General features: G+C 64.1%; 16 protein-coding genes and 1 tRNA gene. 10 read left to right on the forward strand and 7 right to left on the reverse strand.

Annotated elements, in window-relative coordinates; all coding sequences use genetic code 11:
- The first annotated feature begins 71 nt into the window (after positions 1 to 71).
- Together KJP29_RS15330 and KJP29_RS15335 are read left to right on the forward strand one after the other, a co-directional pair.
- A complete protein-coding gene (locus tag KJP29_RS15330) occupies positions 72 to 860 on the forward strand; it encodes a folate-binding protein YgfZ (RefSeq protein ID WP_218464398.1) in 789 nt (262 codons plus the stop codon).
- 15 nt (positions 861 to 875) lie between these two features.
- Positions 876 to 1,688 (forward strand): fructosamine kinase family protein, encoded by an 813-nt coding sequence (locus KJP29_RS15335; RefSeq protein ID WP_218464399.1) that lies wholly within the window; start codon positions 876 to 878, stop codon positions 1,686 to 1,688.
- A 7-nt stretch (positions 1,689 to 1,695) separates the two neighbouring features.
- Here KJP29_RS15335 and efp read toward each other — a convergent pair whose 3' ends face one another.
- Positions 1,696 to 2,259, reverse strand: a complete 564-nt coding sequence (efp, locus tag KJP29_RS15340; RefSeq protein ID WP_218464400.1) for an elongation factor P — start codon at positions 2,257 to 2,259, stop codon at positions 1,696 to 1,698.
- 218 nt (positions 2,260 to 2,477) lie between these two features.
- Between efp and KJP29_RS15345 the strand changes: the two genes are divergently transcribed.
- Positions 2,478 to 2,798: a DUF6280 family protein gene (locus KJP29_RS15345; protein ID WP_218464401.1), complete on the forward strand. Its 321-nt coding sequence runs from the start codon at positions 2,478 to 2,480 to the stop codon at positions 2,796 to 2,798.
- Positions 2,799 to 2,942: 144 nt separating this feature from the next.
- Positions 2,943 to 4,388 carry a cobyric acid synthase gene (locus tag KJP29_RS15350; RefSeq protein WP_218464402.1) on the forward strand — a complete coding sequence of 482 codons (1,446 nt, stop codon included), beginning with the start codon at positions 2,943 to 2,945 and terminating at the stop codon, positions 4,386 to 4,388.
- 21 nt (positions 4,389 to 4,409) lie between these two features.
- Here KJP29_RS15350 and KJP29_RS15355 read toward each other — a convergent pair whose 3' ends face one another.
- The 3 genes from KJP29_RS15355 to KJP29_RS15365 all read right to left on the reverse strand — a co-directional run bounded on the left by KJP29_RS15355 (position 4,410) and on the right by KJP29_RS15365 (position 7,848).
- Entirely contained in the window at positions 4,410 to 5,594 is a 1,185-nt protein-coding gene (locus tag KJP29_RS15355; protein WP_218464403.1) for a hypothetical protein, read from the reverse strand.
- A 144-nt stretch (positions 5,595 to 5,738) separates the two neighbouring features.
- Entirely contained in the window at positions 5,739 to 7,151 is a 1,413-nt protein-coding gene (locus tag KJP29_RS15360; RefSeq protein WP_255553630.1) for a TolC family outer membrane protein, read from the reverse strand.
- Between the two features lie 46 nt (positions 7,152 to 7,197).
- Positions 7,198 to 7,848, reverse strand: a complete 651-nt coding sequence (locus KJP29_RS15365; protein WP_218464404.1) for a protein-L-isoaspartate O-methyltransferase — start codon at positions 7,846 to 7,848, stop codon at positions 7,198 to 7,200.
- Between the two features lie 311 nt (positions 7,849 to 8,159).
- Here KJP29_RS15365 and KJP29_RS15370 point away from each other — a divergent pair.
- Positions 8,160 to 8,233: transfer RNA gene (locus KJP29_RS15370), tRNA-Cys, on the forward strand.
- 76 nt (positions 8,234 to 8,309) lie between these two features.
- On the opposite strand, the gene KJP29_RS15375 is transcribed toward KJP29_RS15370, so the two are convergent.
- Positions 8,310 to 11,768 carry a glycosyltransferase gene (locus KJP29_RS15375; protein ID WP_218464405.1) on the reverse strand — a complete coding sequence of 1,153 codons (3,459 nt, stop codon included), beginning with the start codon at positions 11,766 to 11,768 and terminating at the stop codon, positions 8,310 to 8,312.
- A gap of 535 nt (positions 11,769 to 12,303) precedes the next feature.
- Here KJP29_RS15375 and KJP29_RS19445 point away from each other — a divergent pair.
- Positions 12,304 to 14,403 carry a DUF3131 domain-containing protein gene (locus KJP29_RS19445; RefSeq protein WP_218464406.1) on the forward strand — a complete coding sequence of 700 codons (2,100 nt, stop codon included), beginning with the start codon at positions 12,304 to 12,306 and terminating at the stop codon, positions 14,401 to 14,403.
- A gap of 42 nt (positions 14,404 to 14,445) precedes the next feature.
- Here the strand turns inward: KJP29_RS19445 and KJP29_RS15385 are convergent, their stop codons facing one another.
- The gene (locus KJP29_RS15385; protein ID WP_255553631.1) at positions 14,446 to 15,048 is read right to left on the reverse strand and encodes a hypothetical protein; all 603 of its coding nucleotides are present in this window, start codon (positions 15,046 to 15,048) and stop codon (positions 14,446 to 14,448) included.
- Between the two features lie 747 nt (positions 15,049 to 15,795).
- On the opposite strand from KJP29_RS15385, the gene KJP29_RS15390 reads away from it, so the two are divergent.
- The 3 genes from KJP29_RS15390 to KJP29_RS15400 are packed head-to-tail and all read left to right on the forward strand — an operon-like array spanning position 15,796 to position 20,090.
- Positions 15,796 to 16,512: an ABC transporter ATP-binding protein gene (locus KJP29_RS15390; RefSeq protein ID WP_218464407.1), complete on the forward strand. Its 717-nt coding sequence runs from the start codon at positions 15,796 to 15,798 to the stop codon at positions 16,510 to 16,512.
- A gap of 2 nt (positions 16,513 to 16,514) precedes the next feature.
- Positions 16,515 to 18,878, forward strand: coding sequence for an ABC transporter permease (locus KJP29_RS15395; RefSeq protein WP_255553632.1), 2,364 nt, complete (start codon positions 16,515 to 16,517; stop codon positions 18,876 to 18,878).
- Between the two features lie 3 nt (positions 18,879 to 18,881).
- Positions 18,882 to 20,090, forward strand: a complete 1,209-nt coding sequence (locus KJP29_RS15400; RefSeq protein WP_218464409.1) for an efflux RND transporter periplasmic adaptor subunit — start codon at positions 18,882 to 18,884, stop codon at positions 20,088 to 20,090.
- Positions 20,091 to 20,099: 9 nt separating this feature from the next.
- On the opposite strand, the gene KJP29_RS15405 is transcribed toward KJP29_RS15400, so the two are convergent.
- Positions 20,100 to 20,735, reverse strand: coding sequence for a TetR/AcrR family transcriptional regulator (locus KJP29_RS15405; protein ID WP_218464977.1), 636 nt, complete (start codon positions 20,733 to 20,735; stop codon positions 20,100 to 20,102).
- A 115-nt stretch (positions 20,736 to 20,850) separates the two neighbouring features.
- On the opposite strand from KJP29_RS15405, the gene KJP29_RS15410 reads away from it, so the two are divergent.
- Positions 20,851 to 22,887, forward strand: coding sequence for an NADH:flavin oxidoreductase (locus KJP29_RS15410; protein ID WP_218464410.1), 2,037 nt, complete (start codon positions 20,851 to 20,853; stop codon positions 22,885 to 22,887).
- The last annotated feature ends 137 nt before the right edge of the window (positions 22,888 to 23,024 follow it).

The following is a 23,024-nucleotide window of genomic DNA, read 5'->3' on the forward strand; positions in this document are numbered from 1 at the left end:
GGTTGGTGGCGACAATGGGGACTGTTAAATCAATAGTCACACATCTGGCATAGAGAAAGAGAGCGGCAACAATGCAGGCGACTTCAGCGACGACGGGCGAGGTTCACAAGGACCGCACAGTGTTGCGCCTCACCGGCGCGGATCGGATCGACTTCCTGGAGGGGCTCGTGACAAACCATGTGACGGCGACAGAAGGTCTGGTCTATGCGGCGCTGCTCACGCCGCAGGGGAAATACATCGCGGATTTCTTCATCCTGACGCGGAAGGACGACGTTCTCCTCGACGTGGACACATCGCTCGCGCACATGGCGGCGCAGCGCCTGGGCATCTACCGGCTGCGCAAGGACGTGACGATCGAGGCGACGGATATGATTGTCCTGCGCGGTCTTGACGAGGCGCCCGATGGGGCCCTGCCCGATCCGCGTGACCCGGCCCTTGGCTGGCGGGCCTATCGCGACGCGGGGTCTGTAACTGACGATGCGCCGGATAATGCCATTGACTGGGATGCGATCCGCGTCGCCCAAACGATTCCGGAAACCGGACAGGAGCTGACCCCCGAGACCTATATCCTCGAAGCCGGGTTCGAACGGCTGCACGGCGTCGACTTCCGCAAGGGATGCTATGTCGGACAGGAAGTGACGGCCCGGATGAAGCACAAGACCGAGCTTCGCAAGGGATTCGTCACCGTCGAACTGGCGGGCACGGCGGAACCGGGAGCGGACATCGTGAACGAAGACGGCAAGGTTGCCGGGACCCTGCACACCGTCGCGGGCGAGAAGGCCATCGCCTACCTGCGCTTCGACTGGGCAAAGGGCCCCATGACGGCAGGCGAGGCGACGGTTACTTGGAAGCCGGCATGACGGCGAAAGGGTCCGATGTCTGACCCCGACGCGCTCGATGCCACCACGCTGTCGCTCTTCGGGGAATGCATCGCCCGGCGGCGCGCGTTGCATGGCGGCGGGCTGTCGCAGGTGTCCCATGTCACCCTGCGCGACGGGCGGGCGATGGTCGTCAAGATGGGGCCGCTCGTGGCGCGCGAAGCCCGGATGCTTACCGCACTACGCGACGCGCGAACGCCGGTGCCCGAGGTTCTGGGACAATCGGGAGCCTTCCTGTTTCTGGAGCATCTGGAAGAAGCCGCCCCCGGTGCCGCGTCATGGGCCGCGGTAGGAGACGTCCTTTCGCGCCAACATGCCGTGACCGGCACCGACTACGGCTGGACGGAAAGCTATGCCTTCCGCAACGTCATCATCCCGGCGCAGGGCGGGACGGATTGGCCGGACCACTGGGCGGCGACACGGCTCCTGCCCCAGATCAGGCATCTGCCGGGACTGGGACAACGACTGACGCGTGCCTGCGAACGCCTCCCGCGGCTCCTCCCCCGCGCGCCGCGACCGGGGCTCCTGCACGGGGATCTATGGACGGGAAACATCCTCTTCGGTCCCGGCGGGCAGATCCATTTCATCGACCCGGCCTGCGCCTATGGGGACCGAGAAGTCGACCTCGCCATGCTCACGCTCTTCGGACGACCAGGGCCGGAGTTCGACAGGGCTTATGGTCCGCTGGAACCCGGATGGGAGGTGCGGCGCCACGTCTACCAGCTCTGGCCGGCCCTCGTGCACCTGAGGCTCTTCGGGACGAGCTACCGCGGGTTGGTGGAACGGCTGCTCGCCGCCATCGGCGCTTGAGACGGGGTCAGGCGCGTTCGGAATACTCCATGGATTCCGTATTCACCACGATCGCCTCGCCCGGTCCCACGAAGGGCGGCACCTGCAGGCGGATACCATTGTCGAGCACGGCGGGCTTGAAGCTCTTCGCTGCCGTCTGGCCGTTCACGACCGGCTCCGTCTCGGCGATGGTGCAGGTCACCTTCTGCGGCAGACGAGCGTTGAGCGCCTCGGTGTCGTAGAATTCGACGTGGATCGTCATGCCGTCCTGAAGGAAGGGACGACGTTCCCCAAGCAGCTCGGCCGAAAGCTCGTATTGCTCGTAGCTCTCGGTGTCCATGAAGGTCAGGACGCCGTCGGTTTCATATAGAAACTGCATGTCGCGCATCTCGCGCCGGACCTGCTCGACCTTGTCCACGGACCGGAAGCGTTCGTTGAGCTTGGACCCGTTGCGCAGGTTGCGCAGTTCGACCTGGGCAAAGGCGCCGCCCTTCCCGGGCTTCACGTGGTCGACTTTGACGGCGGCCCAAAGGCCCCCGTTATGCTCCAGGACGTTCCCGGGGCGGATCTCGTTACCGTTGATTTTCGGCATGCAGCAAAACCGTGACAAAAGGTTGACGGACGTTCGGCAGCACCTATATCCGGTGGACTTGTGCCGCGCAAGAAGACTAGGTTTTGTGTTCACCCTTGGCGAGCTATGCGCTAGATGCATAGTAGCTATGCGCCCCAGCCAATATCGAATCGGCGCTGAAACGGCATATTGGCCCGCACGCCAAGAAGTGCAAGACAAGAACAACAAAAGGACTTGGAATGCTCGACAACGTCGATGGTACTGCCTTCAATCACGAACAGGGGAACAGGGCGCGCAAGCTTTTTGCAGCCGTGGTCCTCGCCGCCCTCGACGACGCGATCGCAGACGACAAGAAATACGGAAACGGCCCTGAGCAGATCGCCCGTTGGGCGCGCTCGCGCGATGGCCGTGAAGTCCTCTCCTGTGCGGGCATCGACCCGAACGAACGGGTTGTGAAGGGCCTCATGGAATTCGTGGGCAAAGGTGTGCGCACCTCCGTCGCCTTGTCGCGTGAAGAAAGCGAGCGTCGTCATGCTGCGGAGGCCGCCGAAGCTGCTTAGGCAGTTGGCCGCGTAGGCGAAGCAAAGCTGCCGCTAACCGGAAAGCGCGCCCCTCTGCAGGGCGCGCTTTTCGTTTTTGCGCCCTGCTGCTTCCTCTCCACATGGCCCCTTCCCTTGGCCCGACCCGCGCGCTACTCGGATGGCATGTCAAAGGCAGTGATGATCCAGGGCGCCGGCTCGAACGTCGGCAAATCGCTTCTCGTGGCCGCGCTGGCGCGTGCGGCCCTGCACAGGGGGTTGTCGGTCGCGCCATTCAAGCCGCAGAACATGTCCAACAACGCGGCGGTCACGGCGGACGGGGGCGAAATCGGCCGCGCCCAGGCGCTTCAGGCCCGGGCCGCCGGGCGCGCGCCCCTGGTCGACATGAACCCCGTCCTTCTGAAGCCCGAAACGGACACCGGCGCGCAGGTCATCGTGCAGGGCAAGCGCTTCGCGACGGTCCGCGCCCGCGATTACGCCGCGCTCAAGCCCGAGCTGATGCGCCCGGTGATGGACAGCTTCAACCGCCTCGCCGCCAGCGTGGACCTCGTGCTCGTCGAGGGCGCGGGGAGCCCGGCGGAGATTAACCTGAGGGCCGGCGACATCGCCAACATGGGGTTCGCGGAAGCGGCGGATGTGCCTGTCGTGCTGGTCGGGGACATCGACCGGGGCGGCGTCATCGCGCAGCTCGTGGGCACCCATGCGGTCCTGCCTTCCGACGACCGAAACCGCATCAAGTCTTTTATTGTCAACAAGTTCCGAGGCGATGTTACACTCTTTGATGAAGGCGTCACCGCCATCGCAGCGCGCACCGGATGGCAGGCCGCCGGGATCCTGCCTTTCTTCCCGGACGCCTGGAAACTGCCGGCCGAGGACGTCATGGACCTCGTCGCGCCACGTGCCGGGGGACAGGTGAAGATCGCGGTCCCGCGCCTCAACCGGATCGCGAATTTCGACGATCTGGATCCGCTGGCCGCCGAACCTGGTGTCACGGTGGAGATCATCGAACCCGGTCGCGCCCTGCCCGGAGATGCGACGCTCGTCCTGATCCCCGGATCGAAGTCGACGCTGGCCGATCTCGCTGATTTCAGGGCGCAGGGCTGGGACGTCGACTTACTGTCCCATGTGCGTCGTGGCGGGCACGTTCTTGGGATCTGCGGCGGTTACCAGATGCTGGGGCGTGCTCTGCGCGATCCCGGCGGCGTCGAAGGCGGCGGCTCTGCGATGGGGTTGGGACTGCTCGACGTGACGACGACCCTGGCTCCGACCAAGACGCTCGCGCTCGTCGATGGCACCCACCGCCCCTCGGGGGCCTCGGTCACTGGATACGAGATCCACATGGGCCAGACGGGCGGGCCGGATGCCGCGCGTGGATGGATCGAGATCGACGGGCGGAGCGAAGGAGCCACGGATGCCTCGGGCCGCGTCAGGGGCACCTATCTGCACGGGATCTTCGGCTCCGATGCCTTTCGGCATGCGTACCTGTCAGACCTCGGCGCAGCGCCTTCCGGCGTCAGCTACGAGGATGAGGTCGAGACGACCCTCGATGCGCTCGCAGCGCATGTGGAGCGGCATCTCGATGTGGATGGGATCCTCGCCCTCGCCCGATGACCGAGCGACGGCCCCAGACCGTCAGTCGAAGTCCTTGAGCGCGAGCGCACGGGCGATTTCGCGGCGCACCATGCGGCGCAGGTTCCGGGTGATGCGTTCCCCCATGGTCCCCTGCAGCTCTTCCCGCACCAATCTGGCAACGATCTCGCGGAGCATGTCCTCGTCGATGACGAGGTCATCGTCTTCCGTGCCCGCTTCCGCCTCGGCGTATCCCTCGAATGCGGGGGCATCGGTGACACTGTGGGCGTCCTTGCCGGCGTCAGAGCCATAGTCGAAAGCCGAGAGGTCGACGTCGGTTTCTTCCTCGTCCTCCGGCACTTCCTCCACGTCGTAGGGCATTTCGATGTTGTCGAAATCTTCCCACTCTGCCGCGTCGGCCTGTGACGGAGCCTCGGGGGCCTCCACCACGGACACCTCGATGGAAACGTCGTCCAACGGTTCCTCGTCGGCCTCAGCGTCCGCGTCGGCCAAGACATCGCCCGACACGAGAGGGTCTTCCGAAAGGGCTTTCACGTCTGGCGCCACGGCCTTGGCCGGTGCCTTCACCTCCGCAACAGCCTCGGCACGGTCCTTGCCGACAGGCACCCCAAGGTCAGACGGGGCGACAGTATGACGAAATACGAAATGCTCGACATTGGTCAGCGTCTCGAAGATGTCCGGCTCGAAGGCCATGTCCTGATCGGGCGCCTCGCCGACAACCGCCTCGAGCTCGGCAATCCGGTCTTCCAAAGACCGGAGGTCTTCGTCCATCGCCGCCTCATCCGCTTCGGTCATGACCGCCATCGGCGCTTCGGGCGCTTCTGGCTCGGCCTCTGCTTCCTTATCGCCGCAGTTCAAGCGGTCTTCCCTTTCAGAGCGTTCAGCTTCTTCGAGGGCAGCTTGCAACACATCGACAAGATTGGTGTCCTCATCCGCCTCTTCGGACGCGGCATCGGATGCCGCTCCGTTCTCCGGACCGCCCTGGGCGCGTTCGTCCGGGAATGCCACGGACCGTGCTGAAGTCTCAGTGGATGGCGCCGCCTCCTCCGTCGCGTCCTCTGCAGGCGCTTCGGAGCTGGGCGCATCGACACGAAACGCTGGCGTCAGGACCAGGGCCGAGCGCACTTCCGACTTGTCGTCCCGCTTGTCCGGGTCGGCGGCGGACACGAGGCGCCGCACGGCAGAGAGCACATCCTCGATCTCGGCGGTGGTCACTGGTTCAGACATAGATTCGTTTCGGTCCCGTTTTCTCGCTGCCCAACCATATCCAGAGCCCGCCTCGCGGGCAATCGGACTGCTTGCATGACACAAAAAAACCGTGACGAAACCCTTAATTCGCCACGGTTTTTCCTTGATTGGACGCGGTTTGGGTCAGTTCTTGCCCAGCGCTTCCAGAATATGGTCGAGCTTCTGCCCTTGCGGGCTGACCTGCCGCAGGGGCGCGCCCTGAACGGCGTTATAATAGGCCCGAGGATCGTAGGTGACGATGCCCAGGTGCAGATGCTCCGCCGTGAGCAGGCCCATGGAGGACAGCAGGGAATAGACCGCAGCATAGCGATCGGCCCGCGACTGCACCGCCGAGGTCTGCGCGTCGAGCAGGTCCTGCTCGGCATTGAGCACATCGAGCGTCGTGCGAGCGCCGAGTGTCGCTTCCTCGCGCGCGCCGCGCAGGGCGACCTGGCTGGCCCGGATCTGCTGGTCCGTGGCCTGAAGGCTGGCACCGGCCACGGTCAGCTGGGCCCAGGCATTGCCGACTGCACGCTCGATGGCCTGCGTTGTGATGAGAAGCGCCGCGCGCGACGCTTCCGACTGTGCGATGGCCTGGCGGTAGAGCGCGGTCAGACGGCCGCCCGCATAGATCGGACCCGACAGGGTGATCCCCGCCGTTCCGGTCATGGTGTCTCCGGGGCGCGCGGTGCGGGTCACGTTGCTGGTCGCGGTCACGGTGGGCCGGGTCGAGAGCTTGGCCAGTTCGACCGATTTCTCGGCCACCGTCACCGCCCGTTGGGCCGAAAGGATATCGGGATGGCGCACGCGCGCCTGTGCCTTGGCCGCCTCGACGCTCTCGGGAATGCGCGGGAGGGGCGGCAGGGGGGCGAGATTGCCGGGGTAGAAACCGACAGCCGCCTTGTAGCTTTCACGAGCGACCAGAAGCTGGCCCTGCGCCGCGGCGGCATTGGCCCGGCCGGCCGCCAGCGCGGCTTCGGCGAGCGACACGTCGGTCTGGGTGATTTCACCAACCTCGAACCGGTCGCGTGCGGCGCGCAGTTCCTGCGTGATCAGTCGCACCGAGTTGTTCTGAAGGCCGACCGCCTCGTTCGCGGAGACCACGTCGAGATAGGCGATGGCGGCGTTGAGGAGCACGTTCTGTTCGACCCCCACGAGCGCCTCGCGGGTCATCAGGACGTTCTCACGCGCGATCTCGATCTGTTTGTCGGTCTGGCCGAAATCGAAGAGGAGCAACTGGGCCGAAAGTGTCACCGACGCGTTCCAGGTATCGGTTAGCGCGACGCCGCCGGTGCCCACCGCCGGATCGGTGATCGTCCGGCCTGCGGTCGCCGAGTAGGAAATGACCGGGCGCAAAGCCGAAACCGCGATCGCGACGTTCTCGTCCTCGGCACGAAGCAGGGCGCGCTGCTGTTCCAGGAGCCCCGAATTCTTGTAGGCAGCGACCAGGGCGTCCGCCAGCGTTTCGGCGGAAACCGCAACCGGCGTCAGAGCTACGCTCAGCGCCAGCGCCGCCCTCGCCATCCAGGTGCCCGTCCGGGCGGTATTACGCGTCATGTGCCTGTCCCTCTTCTACCGCTCTGCCGCCCCGTTTCAGGTGTCGTCAGAGCGCAAATTCCTTGGCCTTCGAAAAACCGGGCAGAACCGGCGCACTGGCATTGAAGGCAAACCGCCAGTTGAGATGTCCATCGACCTTCTGGCCCACACGAACCGTCCCGAGGTTGCCGTCCGCGAAGATCGCGACGATGCGTCCGCCCTCGGCGACCTGTTCTTCGAGCGCGCGCGGCAGGAATTCGATCGCGCCCTCGACGAAGATCACGTCATAGGGACCGTGCTTGGCGGCCCCGTCCACCAGCGGCCCGGCGATGACGGCCACGTTGTCGATCCCGGCGTCCGACAGACGGCTCTCGGCCTCGGACGCGAGGTCCTCGTCCTCCACAGCCACCACGAACTCGGCCATCCGCGCAAGAACCGCAGCGGTATAGCCAAGGCCACCGCCGACGCTCAGGATCAGTTCGTCGGGCTGCACGGAGACCGCATCCAGCATCTTCGCAAACGTGCGCGGCTCCACCATGACCCGGCCGGCACCCAGCGCGATCAGCGTATCGGCATAGGCGGCCTCGGCCTGCCCGTCCGGCACGAATTGCTCGCGGGGAACGGTCAGCATCGCGTCGATGATAGGGTATTTCGTCACGTCCGAAGGCCGGACCTGTGTGTCCACCATCATGGTCCGGCGTTGAGAAGTATCGCTCATGAGGATCCGAATTCCGCAATAGGTCGTTAATTAGCACCGGGTTTGCCATAGAACACAACATGGGGCAACACGCCGTGACGCCAATTGCGAATGTAGCTTGGGAGGGTTGCACGCGGGTGACGCCTGCCCTTTTCCAGCGCGCGGACAGAATCGTCCAATCAGGCCAGTATCCTTTCTTCCCAAAGCTTGTATCCCGCGCTAAGTGCCGACGCGACCGTAGCTCCCTTGAGTCTCGCCGGCCTGCCCGAACCCCGCGCCCACCTTCCCCCTTGCACCCCCACGCGCTTTGCCCTATCCCCACGCTACACTTCGGCGAGTTGGCGGAGTGGTGACGCAGCGGATTGCAAATCCGTCCACACCGGTTCGATTCCGGTACTCGCCTCCATCACCCCTCTTCGCGCTCTGACGGGTCCGGCCGAACGCCCCGACCCAATCCAGGTCAGGGCGCTCGTGATGTCTCCTTATTCCGCCGGTGTCACCACCTGAACGCCGCCAAGGCGTTTGAGCTTGTTCCAGCCCGTGAGACGTCCCGTGAGGATCCGCCAGATCGAGCGGTAGACGTTGACCATGAGCAACTGCCGATAGAACAGGCGATTGAGAACGATCAGCCAGAGGAGGGACCGTTTCGCCGTGGGTTCGCAGCGGATGGCGAAGCTCGCCATGGCGACCTCCATCACGGGCAGCGCGATGAAGACCGCCCACATGGCATAGTCCCGGATCGTCAGCGACTGGAAGCTCGTGCCGTCAAAGCTGCCCACGAACCGCACCAGCATGATCAGAAGCAGGATGTCGATGATCGGCCCCAGGAAGGGCATGATCACCCCGAAGAGGAGCAGGTCCGTCAATCCGATCAGGCCGATGGGTTCGCCCGCGCGGATCGTGCGACGGTGCTTCCAGGCGGACTGGATCATGCCGATCGACCAGCGCAGACGCTGCTTCATGAGCGGTCCGACGGTCGCCGGCGCCTCGGTGAAGGCGTAGGCATTTGCGGCGGACCTCACCTTGTAGCCGCGTTCGAGCATGCTGATGGTCAGGTCGGTGTCCTCGGCCAGCGTATCGCCGGAGTAAAGGCCACAGGCCCGCACGGCATCGGCTCGCCAGGCCCCGAAGGCGCCCGGAACGACCATGATCGCGTTGAAGCTCTCATAGGCCTGCCGGTCGACGTTCTGGGCAACCGAGTATTCTAACTTCTCGAGCCTGGCCAGAAGTGTGCCGGGATTGCCGACCACGATCTTGCCCGCGACCGCGCCGACCTTGGGGTCGCGCAGCGGCTGAACCAGGTTCTCGATCGCATCGGGCGCGATGACCGTATCGGCGTCGATCGCCACGACGACCTCGGTGTCGATATACTCGAACGCCAGGTTCGAGGCGCGCCATTTCCCGCCATTCTCCTTGGTCACTATCTTGACGCTGGGATCATCCCCATAGCGATCCTGAACGACCTGATAGGTGTCGTCGGTGGACCCGTCGTCGATCACCAGCACCTTCAGACGGTCATAAGTGCTGTCGAGCACGCTGCCGATGGTGCGCAGGATCACGTCTTCCTCGTTGTAGGCGGGGATCAGAACCGTGACATCCGGGCAATAGGGCGGCAATTCGGGCCCGAAAAAGGCCCGACGCTGGCGGGACCGGCCATGGGCCCGCAAGGCAAAGCCGAAAATCGTGGCCCCGCGCAGGAGCCCGAGCCCGACGGCCATCGGCACCAGAAGCGCGATCCAGACGCCGCCGTCGGCGACGCCGGAATAGAACACCGCCTCGAAGCTTTCGAACTCCGTCTCGCCCCCATCGGTGTAGGTGGGCCCGATCTCGGCCATGATTTCGGTCAGGCTGGCGAAGTCATAACCTTTCGCCCGCAGGGCCGGGATCAGGAGCCGCAGCGTCTCGATGGTATGGGTCCGGTCGCCGCCGCCATCATGCAGCAGGATCACCTGACCGCTGCCGTCCAGTTGCGAGAGCGTGTAATCCACCAGCGCCGTGGCATCCTTGGTTCGCCAGTCCGGCGGGACGATACTCGCCCCGAGGATATGGAACCGGCCTTCCGTGAAGTCGCGCAGCCGGCTGGCGACTTCGCCCTCCAGAGGGCCCGGCCCGCGCAGGTAAGGCGCACGAAATACGGTGGGTGACGTCCCGGTCAGCCAGCTGAACAGACGCGACTGAAGCGCAAGTTCGATCTGCATGCGTCCCGCCGAGGTCCGTTCGATGCGCGGATGCGAATAGGTGTGAAGCCCGTAGTCGAAGCCTTCCCTTTGCATCCGCTCGACGATTTCCCGGCTCTCGCCCATCTGGCGCCCGATCATGAAGAAGGCGGCAGGCACATTCTCCGCTTCGAGGATGTCCAGGATCTTCGGGGTGAAGTTCTTGGTCGGGCCATCGTCGAAGGTCAGAAGGACGGTGTTGTCCGGAATACTCCCGTAGCGTTCAGCCATGACGGGCGCCGGAAGGCGCACATAACGGGTCTCTTCGATCCGGTCGCCCTCTTCGGACATCGCCAGGTCGCGCACGCCCACCTGACCATCCTGTCCGAAGCGGATGAATGGTCCCGTGCCGTGATAAGACACGAAGCTGTTCAGGTCGATCCGGCGCAATTCGTCGCGGGCCGCAGGTTCGAAGATGTCCTTGTGCGTCAAGACCTGCCAGATGGACGGATCCTCCCGGCCCAGCCCCCAGACCGCCACCGAAGCGAGACCGTTGTCGGCGAGGATCTGGAGCTGCCGGTAATGGCTGATCGCATCGAGGAACCAGATCAGGTTCGGCGCGCCCTCTTCGTCCGTATAGGAGACGAGGCCATGGCCCTGAACAGAGTCGATCCCGATGAAGGCATCGTTGCGCGCCGAGAGTGCCATGGTTTCGCTGAAGGAGATATATTCCGCCTGCCGCCGTTCGGAATGCCAATGCACCCCGCCCGTCGCCATGCCGATGACGAGCCGGTCTTGCGGGATCCGCCGCATCGCGTCCCGGACGACCTGATCGACCCATGCGAGAGGCGCCGGCGCCTCTGTGTAGGTGCCCAGGACATAGGCGTCCTGAACGACCGGCACCACGATACGATCCGGCTGATCCTTGGCATCAGGCAAATGCGACATCTGATCCGGCGAGATCACGGCGCAGGCTTCCTTGCCCGCCGCCGCATAGGCATCCCGCACGGGCACGAGCATTTCGAAGGCGCGTTGAAGGTTCAGGAACTCCAGCCGACGCAGGTCGAAGCACATGCCCAGCCAGTCCCGTTCGTTCACAAGCTGCAACGTGTCGACCCAGGCCCTCGACCGCATGTCGTCAAGCGCGTCAGCCTGCACATGGACCAGAGGCATGAGTTCGTCATCGTCGAAGGCCGACGCGAGGATGACGTAGGGCACGTTGGCTTCGTCCTCGGCATCGAAGAGCCAGGACAGCCCCTCCCCGTCGAGCATGAGCCATTCCGGGATCACCACGTTGACCGTATCGCAGGTCCGCGCCATGGCGTTCTGGGCATCCTCGAGTTCTGCCGGCACGAAGGCATAAACACGGGTCGGGTTGCTGGACGCCGAGTGCTCGGCCCCGTGGGGGCGCGCGCATTCGACCTGCGGCACCTCTTCGTGGTGATGCGCCAGATCGTGATCTGCTTCTTCCCCGCCAAACTCCTCCTCGTCGCCGAAGGCGATCTTGAGAACGTCAGGCTCCATCCCCCAGCGATTATGCGTGAGGCTATCCCATGGAGACGCGGGTTCTTCGGGCGTCGGTTGGTCCGCAAAAAGATTACGCACGTTCCGGACTTCCGCAGACACGTTGAAGACCACCACCGTCATCATGGTGATCGCCGTGAAGACCAGAAGACCGACCGTAACCAGCGCAAGAATATGCCGCGCCGGGCTCTGCGCCCTGAAAATCTGATCGTGGTCAATCTTCCTGGACGCTGTTGCGTCCTGTTTCGCTTCGGATGTCATCCCCCCCCGGGAATGGTCCTCCGCACTCTCGTCAATATCAAAATACCAAGTCACTTGTCAGCTCCCCCCGAAGCATGCTAAGCAATGTCTTTGGGGGAAGGCTTCAATTGTTTAGCAACTGTCGCCGGTAGGTGCCGAAAAAGATTCGAGCAGCGCAGGCAAAGGTGATCGTAATTACCGAATTACCGACCTGCAAGTCAATTTAAGAGTTACGTGTTGCCGGGGGGTGAAGGGTCCAAGCAATCACTTGAAAAGCAAGCTGAAAATTCGCCGTCGCCATTTTATCGGCATGGTGAGCAGCACAATAGTTGCGCTGCCTGGCCTGGGGTTTTCTCAGGAGAGGCAATTCGATATTCGCACGTTTTCGATCCTTTTTACCGGGTTGAAGGCGGGTCAGGACGCGCGCGCAATCGGGGCTTTTTTTTCTGAGCTCATGTCGAAAGGTATACCCTTTTCGATCGAGGTAGATATTGGCCTGGAAGACGACGGGGCAAGCGCTCCGGACGCGGAATTGTTGCGCCTGCTGGACAGTCTTGTGACGCAATATCCTGCCACGGCGGAGCTTGCGTTGCGTATCGACGGGGTGCTGGAGGAAACGCCTTATTTCCAGGCGAGGTCCCTTTTCGACACGCGCGCCATGGCGGACCGCCAGCTTGGGCTTCTGCCCCTGGACCGGAGCGAATTCACCCGGTTCCAGACCATCACCACCGGCCTCGCGCCCAATCAGGCGAGCGCCGGGGGCCTGCGCGCGGGCGGATGCACCGTCGCGATCTACGATGCGCTCGATCAGGCGGACCCGAACGGGACGCTCGCGGCCTCAATGGTGATGATGCTGCCCAGAAAGTCGCAACTGGACCTGACCGAAGCCGCCGATGCCTTTACGGCGCAGCTCTTCCAGGGGCTCGGTTCGGGCACCGTGGTCGGAATCGACATCGACGCCCTTCCCGCCGATCCGACCGAGGCGCGCCGCCTTGGACGGTCGCTTGCCGAGGCCGTGAATCAGTCGCGCCTGACGGCCTATCTCCTGCCGGTCCTGCCCAGCGAAGAGTTCCGCAGGTGCTGCGCCTTTCTCGCCAACCACACACGGGTCTTCGTGTTCATCGACGACGCCCCCGCCTCGGCAGAGGAATGGACCGCACTCCGCGCACAGGCGACCGAAATCTACGGCGATACCTGTCTCGATATCGTCGTGCCCGAAGGGCAGCTTGCTGACGGGACATGGTTCGTGCGGCGCGAGGATGGCACGCGACTCCGACTTGGAAACCCCGGCATCGACACCGACGGGGCTTTTGTTCACGGTCCGGTCAGCTGGCTCGACGAGAGCAAGGCCTTCTGGCACCCCGACGCGGTCGCCGTGACCCGGCTTCTGGAGGAAGGCGAGCCCCGGCCCGCGATGCCCAGCGCGATGAACCTGTGCCGTGGCGATGCACCCCCGGTCCCCGATATTGCTTATCAGTTGCTCAACAGGTCCAAGTCCATTCCGCTCGAACCACCAGAGCCCGTCACCTTCGACGACGAGGATCTGGCGGACGCAGAGCTGGCCTATGAGTATCTCACCCGCTTTGAGATCGCGACGACGGGCCTGTGCCCCGCGACCGTCAAGGAGGCGCCGGACGCGACCATTCCCCACAGCGAACTGACGATGTGGGATATCGGGAGCCTGATCCTGGCGCTCCTGGCCGCGCGCGAGCTGGGTCTCGTCGACGAGGACGCGCTGGTCGAGCGGATCCTGCGCATTCTCGATCACATTCCAAATACGACCTACGAGGGGCATGTGGTGCCGGCCGCCATTGTCGATACCGACAATGGCCGGATCCGGCGCGACGGCTTCGACGCCTGCGATTTCGGCCGTCTCTCGGTCGCACTGCATTTCGCGTCCCAAGAGCCAGGGCTCGCCGAGGCCTGCGCCGCGAAGTACGCCGAATGGGGCGTCGCCGGGCTGATGACGGACGGCGCGCTCGTCACGGTCACACGGCGCGGCACAAGGTCCTCCTATTGGTCGCATTGTGCGCATTATCTGAAGCGGGGTCTGGCGCTGCACGGCATCGACGGCGCAAGGTCGCCCTATAGCGAGGCCTTCGTCGGCGATACCGAAGCCGACCGCACGATGAACCTGCTCTACGCGGCCGATGCCATCGGGATCCTGTCATCGGAACCACTGCTGATGGAGGCGGTGGAACTGGGCGCCTCGCGGGAAAGCAAACAGCTGATCGACGTGTTCTTCGCCGCCCTGCGGCACGAGGACGATGCCTATGACCGGCTCCTCGCGCCCAGCGAGACGCCACTCGATGCGCCGCCGTGGTTCGCCTATCAGGGGCTGGACATCGGTCACGCGCACCGCTGGAGCGTGAGTTTCCTCGACAGCGGTCGCAGCCGTTTCGAGGATATCACCGGCAGCCCGCACGCGACCTTCTCGAGCAAGGCCGCCTATCTGTGGCGCGCGGTCCGGCCCGGTCCCTTCTCGGACCGGCTGGTGGAAAAGGTGCGGGAGAACGGCCGTCTTGAGGGGCTCGGCTTCGCGTCTGGTTTGCATTTGTCGGACTACCAACCGCTCGCGGCCTACTCCGACCTGAACACCAATGCGGTGATCCTTCAGGCCCTGGCGCAGCGCAAGAAACAGGCCGAAGCGAACTGACGCGGGCGGGACAAGGGGCCCCGCCACGCATCGCGTCTTACATCAGCTGATCGGGCCGTAGATCGTGCAGTCGTCAGCAATGGCGCCCGCAACCACGGGGTATCCCCGTCGCGGATTGAGCATCATGACCTGAACCCCGGTCAGACGGTTCATGCACTGATTGGTGGCGGCGACCGTCGAGTTCTTGCCGCCGATATAGATGTCGAGCCAGGGAAGCCCGTTGTGGCCAGTGTGGCAGGGTCCGTCCTGCGGGCGTGCGCCGTCACCACAGACATCTTCGACGATGGCATACTTGCGCAGGCGTTCGATGTAGAACCGGGTGCCCGCCGGGAAATCCAGCGTCTGACGACCGCCGATGATGGTGTGACCGACCGCAATGGTGATCGGGTCGTCGTAGGTCCCGGTGCCGCCTGCCTGCCGGTGAATGACCGGACGCGCGATGGCCGCGCTGCCGGGGGGCGTGTTGTCCCAGTAGCTGTAGCCGGTGAGATATCCGCTGAACCGCACTTCGGCGCCACGGCTCGCGTATTGCGACAATTGGGTCTGAATTGCGCTGTCAAAAACCTGCGCCTTGGCCGGTCCGGCGCCGAAAAGTGCGGAGAAAACAAAAGCCGACATGCCGACTGCCTTGAGAATTGCCTTCATAAGCATAATCCTTCGTTCGGTGCATAGGTCAACGCCCTTGCTACGGCAGACGCGCAAGACCGTTCTCGTTATACGCAGCGATCGTGAATCCCTGATTTACGAAGGCTGCTCGATCGGGGGTGCCTCAATGGCATCATCACTACCGTGGTTTAAATCCACGCTTATTTGGAACCAACACAGGGACGAGGTCTCAAACCGTTTAAAGATCTCGTCAAATTTCTGCAGAACGGAGTAGCCCAAGTTGTTCCGTTCATCAAAAACCTTTGTCTTGTATCGGCGGGTTTCTTCCGATTGTGCCCTGAATCGACGACAATCAGGCAAGTGAATTGTGAAAAACCAACAAATCCACCCAGTTTCTCGCGATTCAGTGTCCCAATCGACACGAAGTCCCCGATGCTGCGTCTTCATGGCCACAGGTCGCATGACGCGATGTTCCGGCTCTTTCGCGTCCATGGCGTCGGGTGGCTCGAACATTCGAGCCGAGCCGGTTGTGAAGCCACAGTCTTAGGTCGCGAGCGGATCTTCCGGGCGGAACCCCGGATTGGCCGTTAATCCTCTATATAACAATTGGTTAATCAGAACGCGCAGGAACGATCACGGGACCTGACGCCACCCCTCTGACACCCGCGCTCCGGCAGCCCCACTCCTTTGCTCGCTCTCGAAAGCTGCGCCCAGATAAGCGGCCGTGATGCAAAAAGATTGAACCAGATCAATGTTTCCGGTCACCTTCTGGCATAGGGAGGACCCATGAAGGACGAAGAGACGCGGGTTTTTCGCACGGAGGGAATCACCAAGGTCTACAGGACCGGTGACGTGGAAGTGCATGCCCTGCGCGGCGTGACCACCGATCTCTATGCTGGCGAGTTCACCGTTCTGCTCGGCGCCTCCGGGTCGGGAAAGTCGACGCTCCTCAACATCCTCGGCGGGCTCGATCACGCCACCGCGGGCAAGGCCTGGTTCGGCAGGGAAGAGCTCACCGCCATGTCGGAGCGCGAATTGACGCGCTATCGCCGCGATCACGTCGGCTTCGTGTTCCAGTTCTACAACCTCGTACCCTCCCTCACGGCGCGGGAGAACGTCGCGCTCGTGACCGAGATCTCCAAGCGCCCGATGCGCCCCGAAGAGGCGTTGGAGCGCGTTGGCCTCGATCACCGGTTGGATCACTTCCCGGCCGAGATGTCGGGAGGCGAACAGCAGCGCGTCGCCATCGCCCGCGCCATCGCGAAGCGGCCGGAAGTGCTCCTCTGCGACGAACCGACGGGCGCGCTCGATTCCAACACCGGGGTGCAGGTGCTGGCCGCCCTTCAGGCGATCAATGACGAGCTGAACACGACCACTATCGTCATCACCCACAACGCAGGCATCCGCGCAATGGCGCACCGCGTGATCCAGTTTGCAGACGGAGACGTGGCCAACACCACGGTCAATGACCATCGCATCTCTCCCGCCGAGATCGAGTGGTAGTCATGCGCGCGCTCGACCGGAAACTCACGCGCGACATCAGGCGGCTCTGGGCGCAAGCTCTGGCCATCGCGGCGGTCCTGTCGGTGGGCGTCATGATCATGGTCATGGCCTTCGGCACCCAGCGCAGCCTGACGGAAACGCGCGACACATTCTATGACCGGGCCCGGTTCGCCGACATCTGGGCGACCGCCGCCCGTGCGCCCCGGTCCCTGACGGAAGAGATCGCGGCCATCCCCGGCGTCGCGCGGCTCGAGGCGCGGGTTTCGACCTCCGCCGTGCTCGACCTTCCCGACATGGCCGACCCGGTCATGGCGCAGGTCCTGTCGATCCCGCCCTCCGGCGCGCCCGAGATGAACGCCCTCATCGTGAAGGAAGGCCGCCTGCCCGGTTTCGGGCGCCGTGACGAGGTCGTGGTGAACGAAGCCTTCGCCAATGCGCACGACTACCGGCCGGGACAGGTGCTCTCCGTCACATTGAACGGCCAGAAACGCGACGTGACCATCACCGGGATCGTGCTCTCGCCCGAGTTCATCTATACCATCGGGCCGGGGTCGATCATGCCCGACGACGAACGCTTCGGGATCCTCTGGATGGCCGAGGACGTGCTGGCGGGTGCGCTGAACCTGGGCGGGGCCTTCAATTCCATCGCGCTTTCCGTCACCCGGGGCACCGCGCTCGCGCCGGTGCAGGATGCGCTGGACGACTTGCTCAAACCCTATGGCGGGACCGGCTCCTATGACCGATCACAGCAGATGTCGAATGCCTTTCTGGACGGCGAACTCGAACAGCTCGGCGTCATGGCCCGGATCGTGCCGCCGATCTTCCTCGTGGTGAGCGCCTTTCTGGTCAACATGGTTCTGGGACGGATGATACAGTTGGAGCGCGAGCAGATCGGGCTTCTCAAGGCGCTTGGCTATTCGACTGTCGAGATCGCCTTCCACTACCTCAAACTCTCCCTCGGGATCGGGGCGATCGGCGTCGTGATCGGGTGGCTCGCCGGGCTCGCCGCATCACAGGCGATGGCCTCGGTCTATGTCGAATATTTCCATTTCCCCTATCTCGTCTTCGTCCAGCGCCCCTCGGTCTATGTCATCGGGGCGAGCGCGGGGCTTGCGGCGGCGGGGATCGGAGCACTGCTCGCGGTGCGCCGGATCGCTGGCCTGTCGCCCGCCGTCGCCATGTCACCCCCTGCCCCAACGCGCTTCCGGCGCGGGCTTTTCGACCGGATGATCGTGATCCTGCGGCCAAGGCAGCCGACCATGATGATCCTGCGCGCCATAGGGCGGTGGCCGCTTCGGGCGGCGCTCACCTCGCTGGGCATTTCTGTTTCGGGGGCGATCATCGTCGCGGGGCTTTTCATGTTCGACAGTTTCGACGAATTGCTCGACGTCGCCTTCGTCCAGGCCAACCGGCAGGACGCCATCCTGACCTTCGCCGCTCCGCGACCGGAGGTGGTCCTGGACGCGGTCGAAGACCTTCCCGGCGTTCTGATGAGCGAAGGCAGCCTCACCCTGCCCGCCCGGCTTCACCACGGGCATCTGACGCGCACCGTCGGCATCGAGGCCGCTCGGCCCGGCAATGATCTCGTGCGCGTGTTCGACGGCGACGCCCGGGTCGAGGTCGCGCCCGAAAACGGCATCGTTCTGGCCAAGCGACTGGCCGCGCATCTGGACGCCAAACCCGGCGACGTGATCGAGATCGAGTTCCTGCAGGAGGGCGAAGACCGTTTCCCGGTCGTCATCACCGGCACCGTCGCCCAGTTTTTCGGGCTCTCGGCCTATATGGAGCTCGACACCGTTTCCGCGCTCCTAAATCAGGCCCCGCGGGTGAGCCTCGCCAATGTGGAAATCGACACGGCCCGGTCGGAGGACCTGTTCGAAGCGTTCAAATCGGCCCCCGCCATTTCCGGCATCACCTATATGTCCGAGATCCGGCGCGGCTTCGATGAAACCATCGCGCAGAGCGCGGGTATCACGATGACGGTCTATACCTTCATGGCTGCCCTCATCGCGATCGGCGTCGTCTATAACTCTGCGCGCATCCAGCTGTCGGAACGGGCCCGCGAATTGGCGAGCCTGCGCATCCTCGGCTTCACCCGGGGCGAGGTTAGCTACATCCTGCTCGGTGAGCTTTTCATCCTGACCGCCGTCGCCATTCCGGTGGGTCTGGTCATGGGATACGGCATGGCCGCCGCCATGGTGCAGAGCTTTGAAAGCGACCTCTACGCACTGCCGCTCATCGTCACGGAAACCACCTATTGGCGCGCGGCGGGGGTCGTCACCGGCGCGACGCTCGTCTCGGCACTGATCGTGCGCCGCAGAATCGACCGCATGGATCTCGTCGCGGTCATGAAAACCAGGGAGTAAGGCATGAACCTCAGAACCATTGTGATCGGAGCCGTTGTCGCAGCGGTCGTCGGTGGTGCCGTCTGGGTCTCGCTCCAGCCGGAGGTGGTGCCAGTGGACATGGCCACCGTGTCGTCCGGACCGATGGAAGTCACCGTGAACGCCGAAGGCACGACTCGCGTGCGCGACGTCTATGAAGTGGCCGCGCCGCTCTCGGGAACCGTGGCCCGCTCCCCGGTGTCGGTCGGGGACCGCGTGACCATGGGTGAAACGGTCATCGCCCGGATTCAGCCCGGCGAACCCGCGTTCCTCGACGATCGCGCACGTGCGCAGGCCGAGGCGGCCGTTGCCCAGGCCGAGGCCGCGCTCGCGCTCGCCCAGACACAGATCACCGTCGCCGAAGCCGACCTCAGCAACGCGCAACGCACCCTCAATCGTGTCGTGGACCTCTACGAACGCGGGACGGTCCCGGAAGCCCAGCTGGAGAATGCAACAACCGCGGTCGACATCGCCGCCGCGACGCTCGACAGCGCGCATGCCTCGGCCCAGATGCGCGAGAGCGAGGTCGCTGCCTCGCGAGCCGTCCTCACGCAGCCCGGCGAAAAGGCCAGCGTCGAGAGCGAGGATTGCTGCATCGACCTCCACGCGCCGGTGTCGGGCACGGTCCTGTCCGTCGCCTCGGTGTCGTCGCGGCCCGTCGTGGCGGGAACCCCGCTTCTCGAGATCGGCCCCACCGAGGATCTGGAAATCGTGGTCGAGCTTCTGTCCACGGATGCCGTCCGGCTGAAAACCGGTGCGCTCGCACATATCGAGCGCTGGGGGGGCGACGAAAGCCTCACCGCGCGGGTACGGGAGATCGAGCCAGCCGCCTTCACCAAGGTCTCGGCCCTGGGGATCGAAGAGCAAAGGGTCCGGGTGATCCTCGATTTCGCGGATAATGAAGAGGTTCCGCCTCTGGGCCATAACTTCCGGGTCTATGCGAGGGTGGTCGAATGGTCATCGGACGACACCGTGCAGGTGCCGATTTCAGCCCTCTTTCGCACCGGGAACGACTGGTCCGTCTTCACGGTGTCTGGTGGCGTCGCCGTTCTGACCCAAGTAACGCTTGGCCGTCGAAATTCAGATATGGCGCAGGTCATTAGCGGCATTTCCGCCGGAGACACGGTGATTACGCATCCCAGCGACAGGATCGCGGACGGGGTCCTGATTGAAGCGCGTGACACCGGATCGTAAGTAAACGACCTAAACCGGACCTCGCCCCTCGATCTTCGCCATGAAGCGCGCGAGGTCGCGGCCCGCTGCCGCCTGTCCGGTGAAGGTCATCACATAGCCCGGAACCCGCGCGAGCCGGGTCTCCATGTCCTCGCGCACCTGCATAGAAATGTAGCCGATCTGGACCAGATAGATCGTGCGCGCCCTCACGTCCGCGTCCTGCGGCTCGAACCCGAATCGCTCGAACATCGCCCGGATCGCGGCCAGCCTGCGCTCGTCGGCCCGGGCGACCCGCGCCGCTGCATCGGGCGATTCATGGGCCCATCCCCGCACCGCGAAATCGAACCGCGCCTCGAACCCGCCCCCGTCCAGAAACTCGGCAATGAGCATCAAGACCGCCTCGCAGATGCTGTCGGCATAGGCCTCTGTCGCCTTGACGAGAACCTCCGTATTGGTCGCTTCCCAATCGTCGAGAAGCGCGTCGAGCAATGCCGCGCGGTCCTTGAAGAACCAGTAGAAACTGGTCCGGGATAGCGACAAGCCGGCAGCCAGCGGCTGGATCTTCACCGCCCCGATGCCCCCGTCGATCAGGGCCTGTCGCGCGGCCTCGAGCCACCCTTCCCGCGACCCGCGCCAACCGGTCGCCTCTTCTGACGTCTCTTCCATCATGCCGCGACCCTAGTCCCTGACCCCCGCCACCGCAAGAAAATGGTCAGCCATGAACTCAAACTTGACATGAGTGAACATTTTCGGAATCCATGGTACGAACACAGGAGTCCCCATGTCGAGCGATCCCCTCCTCCAGCCCTACACGCTCAAGCATCTGACGCTGAAGAACCGTCTGATGATCACCAGCCACGAACCGGCCTATCCAGAAGACGGCATGCCCAAGGAGCGATACCGCGCCTATCATGTCGAACGGGCGCGCGCCGGGGTGGCGCTGACGATGACCGCAGGCTCCGCCAGCGTCAGCCGCGATAGCCCGCCGGTGTTCAACAACGTCATCGCCTGGAAAGACGAGGTCGTCGGTTGGATGCGCCAGCTTACGGACGAATGCCACGACCATGGCGCGGCGGTGATGATCCAGCTCAGCCATCTCGGGCGGCGCACCCGCTGGGACAAGGCCGACTGGCTGCCCGTCGTCAGCTCCAGCCATGAACGCGAGGTCGCCCACCGGGCCTTTCCCAAGCGCGCCGAGGACTGGGACATCGCCCGGATCATCATGGACTACGCCGACGCGGCGGAGCGCATGAAAGAGGCGGGGCTCGATGGGATCGAGCTCGAGGCCTATGGCCACCTTATGGAGCAGTTCACCTCGCCCCTCACGAACACGCTCGACGCGCCCTATGGCGGTTCCACGGAAAACCGGATGCGGTTCATGATGGACACGCTGAAGGCGATCCGCGAACGCGTGGGACCGGAGTTCATCGTCGGCGTGCGCTACTCCGGCGACGAGATGCTGGCAGGCGGCTTGACCAAGGAAGACGGGCTCGACATCTCGCAGCGTTTGAAGAACAGCGGGCTCGTGGACTTCCTCAATGTCGTGCGCGGGCATATCGACACCGATCCGGGGTTGACCGACCTCATTCCGGTTCAGGGCATGCGCGCCTCGCCGCACCTTGATTTTGCAGGTGAAATCCGGGCCGCCACCGCCTTTCCGACATTCCATGCGGCCAAGATCCAGGATGTCGCGACGGCGCGCCATGCAATTGTCAGCGGCAAGCTCGACATGGTCGGCATGACCCGTGCGCATATGGCGGACCCGCATATCGTGGCCAAGATCCTGCGCGGTGAAGAAGACCGGATCCGGCCTTGTGTCGGTGCGAATTACTGTCTCGACCGGATCTATCAGGGCGGCATGGCGCTCTGCCTGCACAACCCCTCGACCGGTCGCGAAGTGGAACAGCCGCACGAGATCGAGCCGGCAACCACCCGGCGCCGGGTGGTCATCGTCGGCGCGGGCCCGGCAGGGCTCGAAGCGGGACGGGTCGCGGCCCTGCGCGGGCACGAGGTCATCATCCACGAAGCCGCGAACGAAGCGGGTGGACAGGTGCGGCTGACCGCACAGACCCCGCGTCGTGCCGAGATGATGCAGCTCATCCAGTGGCGACTGGCGGAATGCGAACGCCTCGGTGTCATCTTCCGGTTCAACAGCTACGCCGACGCCGAGACGGTCCGCGCACAGGCCCCCGACGTCGTGATCGTCGCTACCGGCGGCCTGCCCCACACCGAAGTTCTGTCCGATGGGAACGACCTGGCCATAAGCGCATGGGACATCCTGTCGGGTGACGTGCAGCCCGGATCGAACGTCCTGATCTATGACGACGCCGGCGATTACCCGGCGCTGCAGGCTGCCGAGAAGATCGCGGAATCCGGCGCCACGGTCGAAGTCATGACCCGTGACCGCACCTTCGCGCCCGAAGTCATGGCCATGTCGCTGACGCCCTCCATGCGCGAACTTCAGAAGCGCGACGTGACCTTCACGGTGACCTGGAAGCTCGACGCCCTGCGCCGGGAGGGCAATGAAATCGTCGCCAAGGTCGGCTCCGACTATGGCGGCGTGTCGCAGGAACGGCGCGTGGATCAGGTGGTCGTCAACCATGGCACCCGGCCGCTCGACGATCTTTACTTCGACCTGAGGCCGGGTTCGGTGAACCTTGGCGAGGTCGAATACGAGGCCATGATCCATCGCGCCCCGCAGACGATCGCGACCAACCCCGATGGGGCGTTTCAGCTTTTCCGCATCGGCGATGCGGTCGCGGCCCGCAACACGCATGCCGCGATCTATGACGCGCTTCGCACCCTGCGCACGATTTAGGCAAATGGACGCTCTCATCGACGTGGAACGGGTCCGGTTTCCCAGCAAATCCGGCACAAGTCGCGAAGGCTTTTGTGAATGTCGGATTCGGCCCAATGAATCAGACCCGGTTCATGCCATTTGGCGACAAAGACCGG

The sequence above is a fragment of the Maritimibacter sp. DP1N21-5 genome (genome assembly GCF_019218295.1).
GTDB lineage: Bacteria > Pseudomonadota > Alphaproteobacteria > Rhodobacterales > Rhodobacteraceae > Maritimibacter.